This is a genomic window from Moraxella cuniculi, assembly GCF_900637105.1.
In the GTDB taxonomy this organism is placed as follows: Bacteria; Pseudomonadota; Gammaproteobacteria; order Pseudomonadales; family Moraxellaceae; genus Moraxella; species Moraxella cuniculi.
This window is the reverse complement of the sequence record NZ_LR134343.1, coordinates 1,458,862-1,475,061: the sequence shown is the minus strand read 5'-3', so window position 1 is coordinate 1,475,061 and position 16,200 is coordinate 1,458,862. Positions and strand designations below refer to the sequence as shown.

The 16,200-nt window shown below is 44.6% G+C and carries 14 protein-coding genes and 1 pseudogene; 13 read left to right on the top strand and 2 right to left on the bottom strand.

What is annotated here, in order from left to right; genetic code table 11:
• Nucleotides 1-24: 24 nt before the first annotated feature.
• The 13 genes and pseudogenes from trpD to accC all read left to right on the top strand — a co-directional run bounded on the left by trpD (nt 25) and on the right by accC (nt 13,315).
• On the top strand, nt 25-1,119 hold the full coding sequence (trpD, locus tag EL162_RS06710) for an anthranilate phosphoribosyltransferase (RefSeq protein WP_126330980.1): 1,095 nt from the start codon (nt 25-27) through the stop codon (nt 1,117-1,119).
• Nucleotides 1,116-1,955 carry an indole-3-glycerol phosphate synthase TrpC gene (gene trpC / locus EL162_RS06705; RefSeq protein ID WP_126330978.1) on the top strand — a complete coding sequence of 280 codons (840 nt, stop codon included), beginning with the start codon at nt 1,116-1,118 and terminating at the stop codon, nt 1,953-1,955. The genes trpD and trpC overlap by 4 nt, the downstream gene beginning before the upstream one ends.
• Nucleotides 1,956-1,991: 36 nt before the next feature.
• Nucleotides 1,992-3,050: a tryptophan--tRNA ligase gene (trpS, locus tag EL162_RS06700; RefSeq protein WP_126330976.1), complete on the top strand. Its 1,059-nt coding sequence runs from the start codon at nt 1,992-1,994 to the stop codon at nt 3,048-3,050.
• A complete protein-coding gene (locus EL162_RS06695) occupies nt 3,047-3,841 on the top strand; it encodes a segregation and condensation protein A (RefSeq protein ID WP_126330974.1) in 795 nt (264 codons plus the stop codon). The genes trpS and EL162_RS06695 overlap by 4 nt, the downstream gene beginning before the upstream one ends.
• A gap of 24 nt (nt 3,842-3,865) precedes the next feature.
• Nucleotides 3,866-4,432 (top strand): SMC-Scp complex subunit ScpB, encoded by a 567-nt coding sequence (scpB, locus tag EL162_RS06690; protein ID WP_076555235.1) that lies wholly within the window; start codon nt 3,866-3,868, stop codon nt 4,430-4,432.
• A 230-nt stretch (nt 4,433-4,662) separates the two neighbouring features.
• The gene (gene rluB, locus EL162_RS06685; protein ID WP_078310104.1) at nt 4,663-5,616 is read left to right on the top strand and encodes a 23S rRNA pseudouridine(2605) synthase RluB; all 954 of its coding nucleotides are present in this window, start codon (nt 4,663-4,665) and stop codon (nt 5,614-5,616) included.
• A gap of 490 nt (nt 5,617-6,106) precedes the next feature.
• Nucleotides 6,107-8,383, top strand: coding sequence for a class 1a ribonucleoside-diphosphate reductase subunit alpha (gene nrdA, locus EL162_RS06680; protein WP_126330972.1), 2,277 nt, complete (start codon nt 6,107-6,109; stop codon nt 8,381-8,383).
• Between the two features lie 107 nt (nt 8,384-8,490).
• Nucleotides 8,491-8,826 (top strand): annotated as a pseudogene (locus EL162_RS06675) (YbaB/EbfC family nucleoid-associated protein); the annotation flags it as partial.
• A 3-nt stretch (nt 8,827-8,829) separates the two neighbouring features.
• Complete coding sequence (recR, locus tag EL162_RS06670) at nt 8,830-9,423, top strand: recombination mediator RecR (RefSeq protein ID WP_126330970.1); 594 nt, start codon at nt 8,830-8,832, stop codon at nt 9,421-9,423.
• Between the two features lie 31 nt (nt 9,424-9,454).
• A complete protein-coding gene (locus EL162_RS06665) occupies nt 9,455-10,690 on the top strand; it encodes a ribonuclease D (protein WP_126330968.1) in 1,236 nt (411 codons plus the stop codon).
• Between the two features lie 12 nt (nt 10,691-10,702).
• On the top strand, nt 10,703-11,338 hold the full coding sequence (locus EL162_RS06660) for an LOG family protein (protein WP_126330966.1): 636 nt from the start codon (nt 10,703-10,705) through the stop codon (nt 11,336-11,338).
• 190 nt (nt 11,339-11,528) lie between these two features.
• A complete protein-coding gene (accB, locus tag EL162_RS06655) occupies nt 11,529-11,960 on the top strand; it encodes an acetyl-CoA carboxylase biotin carboxyl carrier protein (RefSeq protein WP_076555229.1) in 432 nt (143 codons plus the stop codon).
• Between the two features lie 11 nt (nt 11,961-11,971).
• Nucleotides 11,972-13,315 (top strand): acetyl-CoA carboxylase biotin carboxylase subunit, encoded by a 1,344-nt coding sequence (accC, locus tag EL162_RS06650; protein WP_076555228.1) that lies wholly within the window; start codon nt 11,972-11,974, stop codon nt 13,313-13,315.
• Between the two features lie 232 nt (nt 13,316-13,547).
• Here the strand turns inward: accC and EL162_RS06645 are convergent, their stop codons facing one another.
• Together EL162_RS06645 and EL162_RS06640 are read right to left on the bottom strand one after the other, a co-directional pair.
• Entirely contained in the window at nt 13,548-14,351 is an 804-nt protein-coding gene (locus EL162_RS06645; RefSeq protein ID WP_126330964.1) for a TatD family hydrolase, read from the bottom strand.
• Nucleotides 14,352-14,631: 280 nt separating this feature from the next.
• Nucleotides 14,632-16,179 (bottom strand): mechanosensitive ion channel family protein, encoded by a 1,548-nt coding sequence (locus EL162_RS06640; RefSeq protein WP_126331700.1) that lies wholly within the window; start codon nt 16,177-16,179, stop codon nt 14,632-14,634.
• Nucleotides 16,180-16,200 lie beyond the last annotated feature (21 nt).

Here is a 16,200-nt window from a genome sequence, read left to right as displayed (position 1 = left end):
CAAGCAGCAAATGATTGAACACGCATGAGTAACATAAGCCCTGAACAAATCGCCCAATTAAGCGATGAACAAGTCCAACAAATTCTAACCCAAGCACTGTCAAACCTGCTTGACAATCAAGATTTGCCTGCATGGCAAATGCACCAAGTCATGCTGATTATCATGCAGGGACGCTGTCCTGATGCACTGATGGGAGCAATCCTAATTGCACTGCGACAAAAAGGCGAGTCCATTGATGAGATTGTCAGCTGTGCCAATGCCATGCTTGAGCTTGCCAATACCATTGAAATTGACGACGCCAATGCAGTTGATATTGTTGGCACAGGGGGTGATGGCTCAAATTTATTTAATGTCTCGACCGCATCGGCATTTGTTGCAGCAGCAGCAGGCGTAAGCATTGCCAAACATGGCAATCGTGGCGTTTCTACCAGCTCTGGCTCATCGGATTTATTGAGTCTTGCAGGGCTTCGCTTGGACATCGACATTGCCCATACTCGCGATGCCATCAACCAACTGGGCATTGGTTTTTTGTTTGCCCCCAACCATCACCCAGCCATGCGTCATGCCATCGGCGTCCGCCAACAGTTAAAGGCTCGAACGATTTTTAATATTTTAGGGCCGCTAACCAACCCTGCCAGAGTCAAGCGAGCGGTTGTTGGTGTTTTTGATGCCAAATTATGCCAGCCCTTGGCGGAAGTTTTTGCCAAATTGGGTATGACTCATGTGATGGTGGTACATTCCCAAGATGGCCTTGATGAATTCAGCCTTGCAACAGGCACTCATGTTGCAGAATTAAAGCATGGTGTTATTGACACTTATATCAGCTATCCCAAAGAGCTTGGCATTGCCAGTCAGGATTTGCAAGGACTGCAAGTTGCCAACGCTGCCGAGAGCCTAAATATTATCCAAAATGCACTTGCTGGCACGCACAATGATGCCATCACCCAAAAAGCTCGTGCGATGATTGCCATCAATGCAGGTGCCGCCATTTATGTGGCAGGACTTGCCGACACGCACGCACAAGGTGTTGCCAAAGCCATGCAAATACTAAGCAGCTCGGCTGCACTTGATAAACTCAATGAGCTAGCCCAATTTACCCAATCGGTGAGCCTATCATGACAAAGCAAACTCTAACAAACGCCACGCCAAGCATTTTACAAAAAATTATCGCAACCAAGCATCAAGAGGTTGCGATCGCTAAGCAGCAAAAAAGCCAAGCGGAGCTGCTAAGCATTGCCAAAAATCATAGCCCGCGAGGTTTTGCCAACAGTCTACGCAAAGTTGATACCAACAGCCAAGTTGGTATCATTGCCGAGGTCAAAAAAGCCTCGCCCTCAAAAGGTATCATTAGCCCAAATTTTGACGCCGTTGCAAGTGCCATCGGCTATCAAAAAGCAGGAGCAACCTGCCTGTCTGTGCTGACCGATCGCGACTATTTTCAAGGCGATGATCAATATTTGATTGATGTACGCACAGCTGTCAGCCTGCCTGTATTACGCAAAGACTTTATGGTTGATGAATACCAAATTATCGAATCTGCTGCCATCGGTGCTGACTGCATCTTGCTTATCATGGCTTGTTTGGACGATGCCACACTCAAACACCTGCACCAAAGTGCGACCGAGCTTGAGCTTGATGTGCTGATCGAAATCCATAATGAGCTTGAGCTTGAGCGTGCATTGCAATTGCCACAGTCGCCTGCCAATATCTACGGCATTAACAACCGTAACCTGCATACTTTTGAGGTAGATTTGGCACACAGTATTCGCCTAAGCCAAAGCCTGTTTGCCGCTTTGGGTGATGATGCTTTGATGGTGAGCGAAAGCGGCATTAATACCAGTGATGATATTAGGCTGATGCAACGCAACAACATTCACCATTTCTTAATTGGCGAACAATTCATGAGAACTGCCAATGCAGGTGCAGCCCTTTCCTCTCTCTTGGCTGATATTTGATGATATTTTAGAAAATTTTAATAATTAGAGTACATTATGAGCGAAATCAAAAAACGCATTCTTACAGGCATTACCACCACAGGCATTCCCCACTTGGGTAACTATGTTGGCTCAATTCGCCCTGCCATTGCCTCGGCAAATGCCGCCCATGAGCAAAATGACGGCGATGCTTTTTTCTTTTTGGCTGACTATCACGGCATCATCAAATGCTTTGACCCTGACGAAATCCACCGCTCTACACGAGCCATTGCTGCCACTTGGATTGCCTGCGGTCTTGATCCTGAAAAAGTAACTTTTTATCGCCAATCAGACATTCCAGAAATTGCTGAATTATCTTGGGTGCTAAACTGCTCTTGTGCCAAGGGACTAATGAACCGAGCCCATGCCTACAAGGCAGCAGTGGATATCAACCTTACCAAACCAGACACCGATCCCGATTACGGCATCAGCATGGGATTGTTTAGCTATCCTGTATTAATGGCGGCGGATATTTTGATGTTTAATGCCACCCATGTGCCTGTTGGCAAGGACCAAATTCAGCACATCGAAATGGCAAGAGATATTGCAGGGAGTTTTAATTTTAAATACAAGCCACTGTTTGTTGAACCTCAAGCCATTGTTGATGAGAATACGCCACTGCTGACAGGGCTTGACGGTCGCAAAATGTCAAAAAGCTACAACAACACCATTCCTTTGTTTGGCGATGGCAATCCTCAAATCGATCCCGAAAAAGCCCTAAAAAAAGCAATCGCCCAAATCGTAACCAACTCGCAAGCACCCAACGAACCAAAAGATCCTGACAATTGCACAATTTTTGAGATTTATAAAGCATTTGCCAGCGATGATGAAATTCATGCCTTGGCTGAGCATTATCGGCGTGGCATCGGCTGGGGCGAAGCAAAACAAATTTTGTTTGACAAAATCAATGGCGAAATTGCCTCTTATCGTGAGCGTTATCTACAGCTGATGAATGACCCAAAGCAGCTTGAAGAAATTCTGCAAATGGGTGCTGTCAAAGCACGCCGAGTTGCCCAAAAACAACTGGACAAAACTAGGCGTGCCATCGGAATTAAGCCACTGGCGAAACTTAAATGACAACAACCTCTTCTGATATTGGCGTACGCATTTTTGATACGCCTGTACTCAATCTGCCTGAGGATTTGTACATTCCTCCTCAGGCATTTGCCATTTGGCTTGAGCAATTTGCAGGGCCGCTTGATTTTTTGCTATATTTGGTCAAAAAAAATAACTTTGACCTGACAGAAACGGCAATTTTGCCAATTACAGAGCAGTATTTGAGCTATATTCAAGATTTGGACGAGGCTTATTTTGAGTTGGCAGGTGATTATCTGTTGATGGCAAGCACGCTGATCGCCATCAAGTCTGAATTATTGTTGCCACAACCTGAAATCAGTGATGACGAGACAAGCCCCAAGGCTCGCTTGATTCGGCGATTGGAAGAATACGCCCAAATTAAAGAGGCCGCCCATCGTATTGATGGCTTATTGCGGCTTGAGCGAGATGTCTTTTTGGCTTTTGCCAGTATGCCAAGCCATGAAGCAATGCAACGCGAGCTGCCCAATTATTCACCAGATTTGCTGATTAACAGCTTGATTACCATGCAGATTCGCCCCGAGCCAACCATGCACACGGTGCAAGCTGACACCGTTCCTTTGTCCGAACGCATTGCCATGATTAGTCGCACGCTCAGCGAAAAAGGCGTGAGTAGTTTTGCCGAATTGCTTGATAAAAAGCAAGGCAAAATAGGCGTTGTTGTCAGCTTTGTGGCAGTGCTTGAGCTGATTAAGCGGGGCTTTATCGGTTTTAATCATGCAGATAATGACAACACGGATATTGCCAATGAATCACTGCATTGGCTACATTGAGATTTTTAGTTACACGAGCAAGCAATGAGCGACACCCAAAAACCTGATTTTTTACAAGCACACAAAAAGGCAGAAACCTTTAGCCGTTACATTGAGGTTTTGCTACACGCCAGTGAAACGCCGCTAACCGACAACGACCTAAAAAAGCACTTGATGATTGGTAAATCAGAGCTTAATGATGCCTTAGCAGTGCTACAAGAGCGGCTTAGCCATGGCGTGCTGGCTTTAAACAAAACCGCCAGCGGCTATCGTTTACAAATCAAAGACAGTTACAGTGGATTGATTCAGCAGGTATTTCCAGAGCGTCTTGAAAACCTAAGCCAAGCCCTGCTTGAAACCCTAAGCGTCATTGCCTACAAGCAGCCCGTTACTCGCACCGACATTGAGCAAGTGCGTGGCGTAACTGTATCGAGTAATATTTTGCGTCAATTATTTGACAAAGGCTGGATTATCGAACAAGGACACAAAGACACTTTGGGTCGCCCTGCACTGCTGCACACCACCAAGGCATTTTTGGACGCATTTGGCTTGGATACGCTTGATGATTTGCCACCCTTGCCAGATTTGGAGCGATTAAAATCTTTGTCATGATACATCACTTGTTTTACCAAATTAATGAAGAATTTCTAATCAATCATCAGTCAATATCAAGTCATAAAACCATGCCATGATTGGTTATTTTGTCAAATGCTTGCCAAAAGACAGCAAATGCCCTATCATAGCAACTGCTGGTAAGTAGCTGTTTTTGACAGATTCTACCAATGAGTACCAGCAATTTACTTTACATTGAGAAATGTTAAATTCCACTTTCAGGACAGCTTATGAATAATCACACAAAAATCGATACGCAACCGTCAATTCCCACCATTGATGCCGACAAACCTGCTGGCGAAAAATTACAAAAACTGCTGGCACGGCTAGGTCTTGGCTCACGGCGAGGGCTTGAGGAAATCATCAAGGCAGGACGCATCTCAATCAATGGGCAAACTGCCGCCTTGGGCGACCGTGCCGTATTGACTGACGAGATTCGCATTGACGGCAGGCAAGTTCGCCTAAAAGCCGAGCGTGAAAAACGCCGTCGTGTCATCGCCTACTACAAGCCCGAGGGCGAAATCTGCTCAGCGTCCGACCCCGAAGGTCGCCCTACGGTATTTGACCGCCTACCTAAGCTGACAGGCGATCGTTGGGTCATGGTCGGTCGCCTTGACATCAACTCATCAGGCTTGTTGTTATTTACCAACGATGGCGAGCTGGCTCATCGACTGATGCACCCATCTCATGAGGTACTGCGTGAATATGCCGTGCGTGTTTTGGGCGAAGTTACGCCACAGATTGCTTCGGCCTTGACCACTGGCGTGCAGCTTGATGATGGCTTTGCCAAATTTGACGACATTAAAGAAGGTGGTGGTACTGGTGTCAATAAATGGTATCATGTCAGCATCAAAGAAGGTCGTAAGCGTGAAGTCCGCCGTATGTTCGAAAGCCAAAATCTCAAAGTATCTCGGCTGATTCGCACACGCTATGGAGTCATCACGCTGCCAACCCAATTGCGTACAGGTCGTTTTATTGAACTTGATGCCAAAGAAATTGGCAAGTTGGTTGAATCTGTTGGTTTGCGTCAGCGACAAGGCACAGGGCTTAACCATGCCACCCGCCAAAAACAAGCACGCATTCACAAAAAACCGCTCAAGGCTCGTGAGGTTCGCAAAAAACACAATGAGCAAGCCAAACCAGCCACGCCAAATTTACGCACTGCCAAATTTCGCAAAATCTAAAATCCACCCAATATCCCAAGTGCCAACCAATTTGGCTTGGCACTTGTGCTTATTATTTATTGGATAAAATTGCAAATTTATTTAATAATATTTTATATTTTACTTGATAAATATCACAAAATACCCAAACCCATACACGCTGCCAATATGGCAAAATTTTATATTTTTTAATAATGCTGTTTATATAAAATTTGCAAAATTTCCTTCATTATGCCCCATCGGCAAAAATTATTTTCTTGGTTACAAAAAAGTTTAAATTTTATCGTAAAGTAAGTTATTGAAAAAATTAAAATTTGTAAATGAATCACAAAAATAAAAAAGTTGCAATCTTTTATTTTCAAAAAAAATCAGCTATATTGTAGCCTTAAATTACCCATGTACTAAATATTGTAGGTTAATTATTTACATATTGCTTCATTCAGCTGTAGCAATATCTTAATGTTGCCATAGATAAATTTAATTTTGGTTAATAATCAATTTAGGAGTAGCGATGACGCATATCGATAAAATCAAAGTAACAAAACGAGATGGTCGTCTTGAGCCTATTGATTTGGATAAGATTCACCGTGTCATTACTTGGGCTGCCGAAGGGCTTGACAATGTCTCCGTATCTCAAGTTGAGCTAAAATCACACATACAGTTTTATGATGGTATTCGCACTCGTGATATCCACGAAACCACCATCAAAGCTGCCGCCGATTTAATTTCAACCGACACACCAGATTATCAATATCTGGCAGCTCGCTTGGCGATTTTTCATCTGCGTAAAATTGCCTACGGTGAGTTTGAACCACCTCATCTGTATGACCATGTCAAAAATCTCACCGAACAAGGCAAATACGACAAGCACATCTTGGCAGATTACGACGTCGCAGAATTTAACACGCTAAATGACCATATCAACCATAGTCGTGATATGAACCTTGCTTATGCCGCCGTTGAACAAATGATGGGCAAATATTTGGTGCAAGACAGAGTCAGTAAGCAAGTTTATGAAAGCCCCCAATTTTTGTACATGCTGGTGGGTATGTGCCTATTTGCCAGCTACGATAAGGCAATCCGACTGGATTATGTCAAGCGGTTCTATGATGCCACTTCGAACTTTTATATCTCGCTACCTACGCCAATTATGGCAGGTGTACGCACACCGACCAGACAATTTAGCTCCTGCGTATTGATTGAATGCGATGACAATTTGGACAGTATTAATGCCACCACTTCTGCCATTGTTCGCTATGTTTCACAGCGGGCAGGCATTGGCATCAACGCAGGGGCAATCCGTGCTTTGGGCAGTCCAATTCGTGGCGGTGAAGCTCAACACACAGGCTGTATTCCATTTTTTAAAATGTTCCAAGCAGCTGTCAAGTCTTGCTCGCAAGGCGGTGTACGCGGTGGTGCAGCAACCTTATTTTATCCACTATGGCACTTAGAAATCGAAAGTCTATTGGTGCTAAAAAACAACCGCGGTGTTGAGGATAACCGTGTTCGCCACATGGATTATGGTGTGCAACTGAACAAAACCATGTACACAAGACTGATTAAAGGCGAACAAATCACCCTATTCTCACCCTCTGATGTGCCGGGTCTGTATGAGGCATTTTTTGCCAATCAGGCAGAATTTGAACGCCTCTATCATCAATACGAGGCAGATGACAACATTCGCAAACGCAAAGTCGCTGCCCGTGATTTGTTCAGCCTTATGCTACAAGAGCGTGCCAGCACAGGTCGTATCTATATCCAAAATGTCGATCATTGCAACACACACAGCCCCTTTGATCCGAGCATTGCACCGATTCGCCAATCAAATTTGTGCATGGAAATCGCCCTGCCAACTGCACCACTTGATAATATCAATGACGACAAAGGTGAAATCGCCCTTTGTACACTTTCGGCAGTAAACTTGGGCAAAATCAATTCATTAAGCGACATTGAAGAGCCTGCCGAACTTATCGTGCGTGCCCTTGATGCCCTGCTTGATTATCAAGACTACCCTGTCATCGCCGCCAAAAGAGGCAGCATGAACCGACGCACGCTTGGTGTGGGCGTTATCAACTATGCTTATTATCTGGCAAAAAATGGCACTCGCTATTCGGATGCTGCAGCACTGGGGCTTACCCATCGCACTTTTGAAGCATTACAATATTATCTATTAAAGGCTTCTAACAAACTTGCCAAAGAGCAAGGGGCTTGCCCATGGTTTGAGCAGACCACCTACAGTCAAGGCATTCTGCCCATTGATACCTACAAGGCAGATTTGGACAGTATTTGCACCGAGCCTTTGCACCTAGATTGGGAGGCATTGCGAACTGACATCAAGACATACGGCTTACGCAACTCCACCCTGTCAGCCCTTATGCCGTCAGAGACATCTAGCCAAATCGCCAACGCCACCAACGGCATCGAACCGCCTCGTGGCTTGGTATCGGTCAAGCAGTCCAAAGATGGCATCTTAAAACAAGTCGTCCCTGAAATTGAGCGACTGGCGAGCCAATATGAGCTACTTTGGGATATTCCTGATAATAATGGCTATCTAAGATTGGTTGGCATCATGCAAAAATTCATCGACCAGAGCATCTCAGCCAATACCAACTACGACCCTGCCAAATTTGACGGTGGTAAAGTACCGATGAAGGTTTTGATTCAAGATTTGCTCACTGCTTATAAATTTGGTGTCAAAACACTTTATTATCACAACACGCGTGATGGTGCGGACGATAGTCAAAACGACCTTGATGACGGCTGTGCCAATGGTGCGTGCAAAATTTAGTCCAATGCACCGCTACTTTGGTAAATTTATGCTATAATGTTAGCTGTGCATTTTTTGTGATATGATTTTAATTATTATCACATGATTAATAAGTTAATTTTGAGAAAAGTATGAACATTCAAGCCCTAATGCAACAAGCCCAAGCCATGCAAAAGCAAGTCGAAAAAAATGTCGAAGCTGCCAAAGCCAGCCTTGCCACCAAAGAGGTGCAAGGTGAAGCTGGTAATGGCTTGGTGAAAGTTACCATGACAGGTCGCCATGTTGTCAAACGCCTCTTTATTGACCCAAGCCTGATGGGTGATGAGCCTGATATGATTGAAGATTTGGTGGCAGCTGCGGTTAATGATGCAGTGCGTCAAGCTGACGAGCTACATGAAGAAGTGATGGCTGGTGCAACAACAGGCATGGGTTTGCCGCCCAGCATGAAAGGGTTGTTTGGCTAACTCATGCTCACGCCAAAACTTGACCATCTCATCAAACAATTGCAAATCTTACCAAGCGTTGGACAAAAATCAGCCCAACGCATGGCACTGCAATTACTTAGCAAAAAACGCCAACAAGGCATCAATCTGGCAGCCGCACTGGATATTGCCATGAAAGAGATCATCGAATGTCGTCATTGCCATTCATTCAGCGATGATGAAATCTGCCCAATTTGCCGTGATTCCCGCCGTGATAGTTCGTTACTTTGCGTGGTTGAAAGTGCCGCCGATGTGATGGCGATTGAGCAAAGCGGTGCATATCGTGGCAGATATTTTGTGCTGGGTGGTCATCTTTCTCCAATTGATGGCATTAATGCTGACGATTTGCACATAGATGAGCTGATTGCATGCATCAAAAATGAGGCCATCAGTGAATTAATCATCGCCACAGGCTCAACCATTGAAGGTCAGACTACGGCGTTTTTTATCCATGACGCTGTCTGCAATCATGTAACAAAAATCACTCGCCTAGCCCAAGGCATTCCAATGGGTGGCGAACTTGAGTATATCGACAGCATTACCCTACACCAAGCCCTACAAAATCGTGGTTCTTTATAATCCGTCCTGAGCAACCGCCCAAACAATCACCATGACACAAACAGCGTATTTTAATCCCCCAAAACCAACCATTGACACCCATGCTCTTGACCAGCTACCCACACGCTGGGTTCGCACCGAGGATGAGCTTTATGCCCTGATTGATGAAATTGATGGGATTGACAAAGTTGCACTTGATACCGAATTTATTAAACGCACCACCTACTATCCGATTTTGGCATTGGTGCAGGTGAATACTGGCAGTGCTATTTATTTGGTCGATGCTCCACGCCTTGATTTGACGGAATTTTGGCAGGCATTGGCAGAAATACCGACAATGATTTGGTATGCGTGTGGTGAAGATTTGGGGATTTTTTATCTACTTGCCAAATGCCCACCGCTTGACAATGTCTTTGATGTGCAGCTGGCGGTGGCATACCTGTCAGGCAAACTACAAACAGGCTACAGCCAAGCATTAAGCGAGATTTTAGGCATCAATATTGACAAAGGCGAAAGTCAATCCAACTGGCTGGCACGCCCTTTATCACACGAACAAGAAATATACGCCGCCAACGATGTGCGTTATCTATTGACACTTTATGAGGTGGTTTGTGATGAATTGGCACGGCGTAACATTCTAAGCTGCACTCAAGAGGACAGTCGGCATTATGCACATGAATTACACGAACTTGCCACACAAAATGATGATGTGCTATATATTGATTTATTAGCTCCGATTTATAATCGCCGTCAAATCGCTGCACTTCAGCAACTGACCATCTGGCGAGAAACTTTGGCTCGTGCCACCAACGAACCTCGCAGTTTTATTATTGGCAAGCAAGCCTTGCGTGAGATTATCGAGCAAATGCCTGACAGCATTAAACTGCTGGCACGCACCACACTAAACCGTGCCGTGCTAAGACGCCATGGCGATGAGATCGTGCGTATCATTCGCCAAACCAACGCCCTGCCCGAAAATGCCCTGCCACCCTTACCAAACCCTACTTATCACAGCAAGGCAAAACCCTTTAAAAAACCACTTGATGCTGCCTTGAGTGAATACAGTGATACGCACCACATTCCCGTCAATTTATTACTAAAAAATCGCTGGCTCAATCATCTGTTACTCTTGGTTGCCTATGATGGTGATATTGATAACCTACCCAGAGAGCTGCTTGGTTATCGTAAGCAGCTTGTGTGCGAAAAATTACTCCCAGTATTAACACCATTTAAAGAGCATATTTTACAAGTACTAAATACACCACAAATTACCAACAATAACCATTAATAAGAATATCTAATGAATTATAGCGATAAATTTTCTCACATCGTGGTATATTGCGGTTCCAATCTGGGCAATACGCCCGCCTATCGTGATGCTGCTTATGCACTGGGACAGGCATTTGCCAAACATCGCATTACGCTGGTCTATGGCGGTGGCAAAGTTGGCTTGATGGGTGTTTTGGCAGGCAGCATCATGGCACACGGTGGTGCCAGCATTGGGGTGATTCCACAATTTTTAAAGGACAAAGAGGTTGCCCATCAAGGCTTAAGCGAACTCATCACTACTTGTGATATGGCAACTCGCAAGCTAAAAATGATTGAGCTTGGCAAGGCATTTATTGCCCTACCCGGTGGCATTGGTACTTATGAAGAACTGTTTGAGGTCATCTCACTGGCACAACTTCGCCAACACAACAAACCCATTGGTGTGCTGAATATTGATGGATTTTTTGACCCCTTGCTAAAGTTGCTGGAACAAACCGCAGAAACAGGCTTTATGCCAGCAAGCAACATGAATCTGGTCTGTGTTGCCAACACCATTGACGATTTATTACATCAGATGACAAGCTATCAATTTGTTGAATCACAAAAATGGGTCAAGCCTAAGTGGCTGGCTGATGACACCGACTATATCGTGCCAAAATTCACCTAAAAAAGCCCTTTTTGACAATTTTGTAGCAAAATATTGCAAAAAACACTTGCAATAAAATAAAACGAATGTACACTATATAAAGATATTTGACGCTGGCATCAAATCCGGTGTTCTTGCATTGTTTTGCTCGCTGTTGTTGCAGTCGCTCGACAGTTAGCCTGTTTTTCACTTTTTAGCAAAGGTAATCCTGATGGACATCAAAAAAATTCGCGAACTTGTCGATCTGATGGAAGAAAAAGATCTGTTAAACCTAGAATATGGTCATGACGACAAATACATCAGTCTTACACGCAACACCGCCGTCCAAACCGTTGTCGCCCCCCAAGCTGTCGCTCCTGCTACCACTACTGCCACTCCTGCACCTGCCGCCAGCAAAACAATCAGCGGCAAAATCGAAACTTCGCCTATGGTTGGTGTGTTTTATTCTGCACCTAGTCCAAACGATCCTCCATTTGTCAAGGTTGGTCAAAAAGTTGAAGCTGGCGATACTTTGGGCATCATTGAAGCAATGAAAATCATGAATCCGCTAGAAGCCACCCAAAGTGGCATTATCGAAGAAATTTTGGTCAGTAATGCCGAAGTGGTTGAATTTGGACAACCTGTTATCCGCTACAAAGCCTAACGAGATGTGCCATGATTAAAAAACTCCTCATTGCCAATCGTGGCGAGATTGCTCTGCGTATTGTCCGAGCCTGTAAGCAACTGGGCATTGCAACCGTTGGTGTGTATTCCACTGCCGACAAAGATCTGATGCATTTGCGTTTTGTTGATGAAGCGGTCTGCATCGGCAACGCACCTTCTGCCCAGAGTTATCTAGATATTAATGCCCTGCTTGCCGCTGCCGAAATCACAGGGGCAGATGCAATCCACCCAGGTTATGGCTTTTTGTCCGAAAATGCCGAGTTTGCCGAGCGTGTCGAAGAAGCAGGATTGACCTTTGTTGGTCCACACCCTGAGCATATTCGCTTGATGGGCAATAAAGTCTCTGCCATTAATGCCATGAAAGAAGCTGGCGTGCCAACTGTACCAGGTTCGGTCGGTGCCATCACCATTCATAACGCCGAAGAACAAGCCAAAAAAATCGGTTTTCCTTTGATTGTCAAAGCCGCAGCTGGTGGCGGTGGTCGTGGTATGCGTGTTGTTGAACGCTTTGAAGAGCTGCTCAACCAAGTACAAGCCGCCAAAACCGAAGCTCAAAGTGCCTTTGGCGATGATACGGTATACATGGAGCGATTCCTAAAAAATCCTCGCCATGTTGAGGTACAGGTATTGGGCGATGGTAACGGTCATGCCTTGCATCTATTTGATCGCGACTGCTCATTACAACGCCGTCATCAAAAGGTGCTTGAGGAAGCACCAGCCCCTGATATTCCTGATGATGTACGCACACCAATTTTGCAAGCCTGCGTGCGTGCGTGCGAACAAATCGGTTATCGAGGTGCGGGTACTTTTGAATTTTTATACGAAAATGGCGAATTTTTCTTTATTGAGATGAATACGCGTGTGCAAGTTGAGCACCCTGTTACCGAGATGATTACAGGCATTGACATTGTGGTTGAGCAATTAAAAATTGCCGCAGGCTATGGATTGTCTTATCATCAAGATGAAATCACCATTCGTGGTCATGCCATCGAATGCCGTATCAATGCCGAAGACCCCAAGACTTTTATGCCCTCACCCGGCAAAATTGAACAGCTATTTACCCCGAGTGGCTCTGGCATTCGCTTTGATTCGCATCTGTACCAAGGGTACCGCATTCCAAGCTATTATGACTCTTTGATTGGCAAGCTGATCTGTCATGCACAGACTCGTCGCCAAGCCATTGCTAAGACATTGCACGCTTTGGACGAACTGGTGGTTGGTGGTGTCAAAACCAACATTCCGCTCCACCGAGATGTCATTTTGCAAGATGAGGCATTTTGTGAAGAGGCACAAAATATTCATTATCTTGAAGGGCATATGCTAAAAAAGGCTTAACCACTTCTAACAATCAGGGCTGATTAATTTTCTGCCCTGATTGTTTAATTTATTAAAAATCCCACCTACCAGCTCTTTCCCATTAAAGATACTAAGACCAGTTATTTTTTGCCTTGGATACATTTGCTTGCCACAACAATAGCCCAGCTTGCAATTTATCATCGCTGTTTTATTTAAAACAATAAATCAAACCCAGCTTGCTGATTAAATGACAGGGTATTGTTTTTATTTTTTAAATAATATTTTTATATTGATTAACCAGTCTAATAAAATTATCACTGGTGATTTGCCCTATTTCCTCAGGCGTTTTGTCAAAAATTTTTGCCAAAACTTGTGCCACATAAGGGACAAAAGTTGGCTCATTTTGCTTGCCTCGCTTCGGTACAGGTGCCAAATATGGACTATCCGTCTCTATCAATAATCTATCCAGAGGCAGCTTGGCAACAACTTCTCGCAAATCCTGCGATTTGTTAAAACTTATAATCCCCGAAAGCGAAATATAAAGTCCACCGTCAAGTGCCTGACGGGCAAACGCATAATCCTCAGTAAAACAATGGATAATCCCATGCTCACAGTTTTCGGATTTTAGCACATCTAAAGTATCTTGATAGGCATTTCGGGTATGAACCACAATGGGTTTTTTGGCAATCTTGCTGGCAGCGATATGGGTTGCAAAACTGTGTTTTTGTGCCTTGCTTTTGTTTTCGTCCCAATAATAATCAAGCCCAGTCTCGCCAAATGCCCATACTTTATCACCATCAAGTGCCAACAAATCATCAACACAAACGGCCGCCAGCACAGCCTCATCTTGACAAGGGTGAATGCCGACACTCATACCAATATCAGGCATGGATTGATTTTGTGATGCCAAATCCACCCATTCGCGAATTGCCTGATTTTCTGACAATTGACACATGATTGCCATCACACGACCAACACCAGCATGGCTCATGGCATCAAGCAGTGCTTGCGGTTGATGATTGTGATTGTCAAGTGTCAGGTAAGTTAGATGAGCATGGCTGTCAGTAAAGGACATAGCTAAACCTTTATTAAATAGTTTTATTTAATTAACAAGTTAAAATTAAAATACCTTATTATCTGTATTTTATTATTATAAACTTTCTTGGCATTTTTTTCAAAAATACAAAAATGACACATTAAAACCGCCAGCCTCACTGGTTATCTTGCCGATACATTCAAGCCTTATCTGTGCTTGGGCTAATTTGGCGACCGTCCAAGATTTTGCAAGCCAACACGCTCTTATGATAAGCAAAAACCAAGCCCTAATTTGCCAAATTATAGCCTAGCTTAGCTTTTCAATCATGCTCTTTATCAATCAGCACCGATTGGCTGGGCAGTGCGTGTTCCACCGAATACTGCTCAACCTGCCTTAATACATCAATCAGCAATTTGGTCTGTTTGGCATAAAAATCCCGAGCATCGGCAGCGGCAATATACGCTCGCATCTCAATCACATAGCAGTCTTGTCTAAGCTGGCGAATCCACACCTGATTCCATTCATCATTGGTCAACTCATGTGCTGCCAAATACGCCTGCAATTCGGTAATCATTCGTTCGATTTCAGCCAAATCTGCCGTGCGTTTGATAAACAATTCATGCAAAAAATAAAACATATCCCTTGCGGTGAAATTTTCAATTTGCAATGACGAGAATTCACCATTTGGCACAGTAACCACCGTGCGATTTAGCGTGCGAATGCGTGTTGAGCGAATGCCAATATCAGTAACCACGCCTTCATAAGTGCCAAATTTGCAATAATCGCCCACATGCACAGGGCGATCTGCCACCACCACGACCGAGCCGATAAGGTTCTCGATGCTTTTTTGAGCACCAAAAGCAAGTGCCAAACCGCCCACCCCTAGTGCTGCAATGCCTGTGGTCAAATCAAAACCCAAGTTGCCAAAAATTAAAATCAGCACAAAAATCAACAAAAATACTTTAGCAACTTTGCGTAATAAATTCAGGATAGACACTTGCTCAGGTCTGGCTCGCTTGAGTGAATTCGCCTCCGCTCTACGAAATACTGCATCAAGCAATCGCAACATCAACCACGCCACCGCACCCCATGCAATCATGTCTTTGATGCGTCCAAATGAATTACGCAAGGTCAAAGGTACGCCAAGTTTTAGCATAACTTCGGGCAAAATCAACGCCACCACAACCAGCGACAGTGGCATAATGACACTTGGCGTTACCCGAAACGGCTTATGACTTATCGCGGTATAAGCCAGCTTACTGACCCAATACAATAGCCACACCAAAAGATTAATCACCGCATACAGTGCCACCACAAGCAGCAACAAAGCAGCAAGCTCAAGCCAATATTTACTCTCGATATCGGTTTGTGCCGTGCTGAATTTCAACCGCTCAGACAGGGTTTGTGTGTGTTTGGTTGTGGTTGGTAGATTTTGCAGCGTCTGTGCCGACACTTGCCAAAATGCCACGCCATTATCATCAACTCGCCGATTGAGCAAAATATCAAAACGCTCATTCATCAGCACAATCTCACCCACTTTATCAATATCACTAGGCAGATTGTCCGATAAATTACCCTCACTGCTGTGATTGATTTGCAAATCAGGATATAACCTACCCCCTGCATCGAGAGCGACAATCAACCGCTCAACAATCTCACGATTGGGTGTCTTGCTACTGGCAAGATAGCGACCATCAAGATATTTTGTTGCCAACTCATCATCACCAGCGGCAATCGCTTTTAATAAGCCCTGCACCGTCCCTCTGGGCGTTTCTCGACCAAAACTATCAGGCTCTGCTTGTGGCTGAGCTGCTGTCTGCTTGTCTTGATTAAGCCATTTGGTGGTGTTTGCCTGCACTGGCACCATCAAAAACAGCCCAAGCACACA